Origin of the sequence: uncultured Campylobacter sp. (assembly GCF_937997595.1) — a bacterium.
GTDB lineage: Bacteria > Campylobacterota > Campylobacteria > Campylobacterales > Campylobacteraceae > Campylobacter_B.
In genome coordinates this window covers 1-4446 of the sequence record NZ_CALKTS010000052.1, presented here as the reverse complement: position 1 = coordinate 4446, position 4446 = coordinate 1, and the positions used below count along the sequence as shown (strand labels likewise).

Below are 4446 nucleotides of genomic sequence, written 5' to 3'. Positions count from 1 at the left end.
CCGATCGCTACGAGGATCGCATCAAGGTGCAGAAAAAAGAGCTTGGATATGGAATTTTACCTACCACTACGATCGGCTCCTTTCCGCAGACTGCTGAGCTTCGACAAGTCCGAAATGCCTATAAAAAGGGCTTAATTGGCCGCGAAGCCTACGAGCGTGACATCAAAGCCTACATCGACGACTGCGTTAAATTTCAAGATGAGATTGGTCTGGACGTACTGGTTCACGGCGAGCCGGAGCGTAACGATATGGTCGAGTATTTCGGCGAGCAGATGAGCGGATACGCGTTTAGCGCCAACGGCTGGGTGCAGAGCTACGGCAGCCGTTGCGTGAAACCGCCGCTACTTTTCGGCGACGTGAGCCGCCCAAAACCGATGACCGTGGAGTGGATCAAATACGCCCAAAGCCGCACTAAAAAGATTATGAAAGGCATGCTAACGGGGCCTGTTACGATGATGAACTGGAGCTTCGTGCGCGACGATAAGCCTCGCGAGCAGATCGTAAAACAGCTTGCGCTCGCGATTTTTGATGAAATTTCGGATCTGCAAGACGCGGGCATTAAGATCATTCAAGTGGATGAGGCGGCGTTTAAAGAGGGCTATCCGCTACGCGCGGAAAATATTCCTGCGTATGAAAAATTTGCCGTAAGCGCCTTTAAGCTCGCCGTTAGCGCAGCCAGAGCGCAGACGCAGATCCACACGCATATGTGCTATTCGGAATTTAACGACATCATCAAAACGATCGAGGCGATGGACGCCGACGTAATCAGCATCGAGACCGCTCGCAGCGGCAACGAGCTGCTTAAAATTTTTAGATCGGTCGGCTACAAGCAGGAGGTCGGTCCCGGCGTTTACGATATCCACAGCCCGCGAATTCCTAGCGTACAGGAGCTCGTAAGCCAGATCCGCGCGCTGCTTGAGGTGCTTCCGAAAGAGCAGCTGTGGATCAACCCGGACTGCGGCTTAAAAACGCGCAAATGGGAAGAAGTGGAGCCGAGCTTAAAAAATATGGTCAAAGCGGTAAGAATCATCCGCACAGAGGGGTAAATTCCGCGAAGAAAAAGACTTTGCTGTCGGGTAAAAGTCCACCCGGCAGTCCCGTTTTGCGATAGAATTATGTAGAGCGTTTATTTCGAGCATGGACCGTTAAAATATCTGTGCGAAATTTACTTCGAACGAGCATGAAAGGGCGGTGAGAGATTTCTACGCGTCTGCTTGGCAAGTATATTTGATAGCTGCTAAGTAATACGGCGATGTGAAATTTTGCGCGAGATTTACGGATTTCTCAGTTGGGCATGCGCGGGATCTTTTTAAAATGCGACGTAAAATTTCATCTCGACTGCTAGCTTGGAATTTCATCGCAACTGCTCGCTTGCTTGAGGTGTGGAGCGTAAATTTTATCGCGATTGCCCTGAAGGCGGGCTGGGGCAAGCGATAAAATTTTAAAATTTTCGCAAATCAGTTCTTGCGCACACAAACCTAGCCAGCCGAATAAAAAACGCTGAAATTTGTAATTTTACGCGCCGCTTTATGAACTTCGCGCCGCTAGATTAGAATTGCAAAACGCGAGCCAAAGCCGGTATCGTTGCGCTAGAAATTTTAAATTGCAAATTAAAATTTACATTATCTCGTTAGAATGGTTAGATTGCGAAGCAAGATTCGGCTCTGCTAGGTTAAATTTCAGCTCAGACTAAAATCTATGTAGCGCATAAATTTACGACTAATTTTGCCTAGTGAGCTCGAATTTGCGCTGTTGTGCTAAAATTCGAGTCTAGAGCCAAAATTTTACGACGCGGAACTCATTGATTTTAACTTGTGTTTTTTGTAAGAAAGAACGAGCGAGGCTAGCGCAAGGCGCGTTTGCGTTACCATAAAATTAAAAGAGCCTTTATGGCGGCGCAGATCTGCAATTTGCAGTAAAAATTAAAAGCTATGATTTTGGCTCATAAGGCGCAGCTTTTAGATGGTTTCTATCACGCTTTAAAGTGAGATTTACTTAGTAATTTCGCGCGATAGATTTTAACGGGCGGAATTTTATCATCGCTGCAAAATTTAGGCTTTTAGATTTTATTTTGTAGGATTTTAGCAGCATCGCGCGCGTCTAATTATGGCATGATTCCAAGGCGCTTATTTTTAAATCCTGCGGGTAGAATCTGCGAGACTGCGTTTGCGAGGTTTCGTGGGAATTTGATGGCAAAGCGCTCAGCGCGTTTAAAAATTTTATTCGTGCATCGAGCCCTCATTTGCGTTTCAAATTTTGCCATTGTGGCGGAATTTTGCTCACGCGGCAAGAGCTTGCATGCAAGCTGTCCGTGAATCTAAGGATTTGGACGCTAAATTTATTCGCGCATTTAACAGCGTAATGCCGCACCTGCGCATAAAATTTCGCGCTGCAAGCGATTAAAAAAAAGTTTTTGGCTTTTTCGCTTCGTATAAATTTCGCGCCGCGAGCGTTTAAAAGCCGCAAGAGCTTTAAAAATTTAAATTGGAAAGATTGAATGACATTTTTTTCGCCCGAGTTTGTCCTTGCTTTTTTAGCGTTTTTAATCGTTTATTGGTCGCTCAAAAATCACATTTTCGCGCAAAAAATTCTGATCCTGCTGGCAAGCTACGGCTTCATGTGCTCCGTAAATCCGCGCTTTGCGCTGGTGCTTGCAGCCTATAGTGCCTTCGTATATTTTGCAGGTGCATGTATCGCGCGCGCTAATTACGTAGTCGCAAAAGCCATACCGCCCGCAAAGCAGTCTTCGCACAAGAAAAAGCTATCGCGTAAAGCGGCAGCCAAGCAGATGAGCGCAACAAAACAAGCTGGCATAGCCAAGCAAGTACAAAAAGCAGGGCTAGCGAAGCAGATTCCACTACCCACTGCGAAGGCACGTGCGGTGATGCTTGCGGCAGTTGCTGGCGGCTTATTTTTTCTCGCGTTTTTTAAATATTATGGCTACGTCAGGGAGTTTTTCAATGCCGCGCTTGCCGCGCTGCACTTAGGTGCCGTCGATAGCGTGGCGTTTCCGCTTGGAATTTCATATTATGTTTTTATGTCGATCACCTATTTCGTCTCGGTTTATAGGCGCGAATGCGGCGAGCAGGGCTTTTTGAGCTTGGCGTGCTTTTTAGCGTTTTTCCCCAGCGTCGTGATGGGTCCTATCGGGCGCGCTAGCGCTGCCAAGGGCGTAGAGCCAGTGCTGCCACAGTTTGATCGCTTCAAGCACTTTGGCAATGCCGATGAAATTTATGTGCTTATAATTTTTGCCTTAGTTAAGCTGCTGCTTATTAGCGGCTATTTGGGCGCGTATTATAGCGATGTGATTTCAGGCGTTTACGGCGACGAGCCTGAGTCCTCCGCGGCGCAAATTCTAGCTGCACTGCTGCTTTACGGCGTGGTGCTTTATACGAATTTTAGCGGTTTTATCGATATGGCGCGGGCTCTTGGGCTTGCGATGGGCTTTAAGCTGCCGCAGAATTTTAATATGCCCTACGCGGCTAAGAATTTAGGCGAGTTTTGGGATCGCTGGCATATCAGCTTATCCACGTTTATACGCGATTATATTTATATCCCGCTTGGCGGCTCGCGCAGGGGTTTTGCGCGCACCTGCGTAAATTTGCTAATCGCGTTTGCGCTATCTGGTATCTGGCACGGCGCGGGATTAAATTTTTTGATTTGGGGGCTTTTGCACGGAGCAGCGCTTGTATTTTTAAAATGTCTTGCCAAAGTGGGCGTAAAGCCGCTAAATCCGCATTTAGCGCTTTTTTGCACCTATATTTTTGTAAGTTTCGCTTGGATTTTTTTCGCTAATTCCCTGCCAGATGCGGCGGCGATTTTAGGTGCTTTTACCCGCGCGCGAGCTTTCGGAGATATTAGCGAGCTAGCGGTACTTGCGGTGATATTAGCGGGGATTTTTGTTTATCCTAAAATTTCAGCTCTTAAAGATACTTTGATCGCGCTTTTTGCCGAGCTGCCGTTTTTGCCTAAAGCTCTCGCGCTCGGCGTGATCTTCACGCTGATTTTCGCGCTGATGCCAAGCGGAATTCCAAATTTCATCTACGCGGGATTTTAGATGCTTAGGTTTGTTTCGACTCTGCTTTTTGCGCTGTTTTTCTCGGCATTTTTTATGCAAGGCTCGCTGCTTTATTATTTGGAGCAGCGATTTCACGATGACTTTGGGCTGGAAGAATGGCTGCGCCGCTCGCCGTTTCGCGTAGGTGGAGAGATCTACGAAAAGATTGCAAATGGCGCAGATAGGCTAGAGCAGCGTATCAAAGGCGAGGACATTAGCAAGGATGAGGACGCAAGTCCGCATAGCGGAAGCAAAAATTTTAAAAAACCTGCGCAAGATCGTATGGCGGAAAATCAAGCTTTGCAAAGTATGAGGGTGCGAGATCACGATGCTTCGCAAAGCGTTAAACCGCAAGGTAGCAAGCCGCAAGCCCATGCCGCGAAGAATTC

At 47.3% G+C, this 4446-nt stretch carries 3 protein-coding genes; all 3 read left to right on the top strand.

Annotated features, from left to right (window positions below; all coding sequences use genetic code 11):
- The coding region (gene metE / locus Q0614_RS01585) for a 5-methyltetrahydropteroyltriglutamate--homocysteine S-methyltransferase (RefSeq protein ID WP_298786038.1) at positions 1-1046 on the top strand (1046 nt) is incomplete at its 5' end.
- A gap of 1451 nt (positions 1047-2497) precedes the next feature.
- Positions 2498-4057, top strand: a complete 1560-nt coding sequence (locus tag Q0614_RS01580; protein ID WP_298786036.1) for an MBOAT family O-acyltransferase — start codon at positions 2498-2500, stop codon at positions 4055-4057.
- Positions 4058-4446, top strand: a 389-nt coding sequence (locus Q0614_RS01575; protein ID WP_298786034.1) for a hypothetical protein, incomplete at its 3' end; no start/stop codon positions are given. It lies immediately after the preceding gene.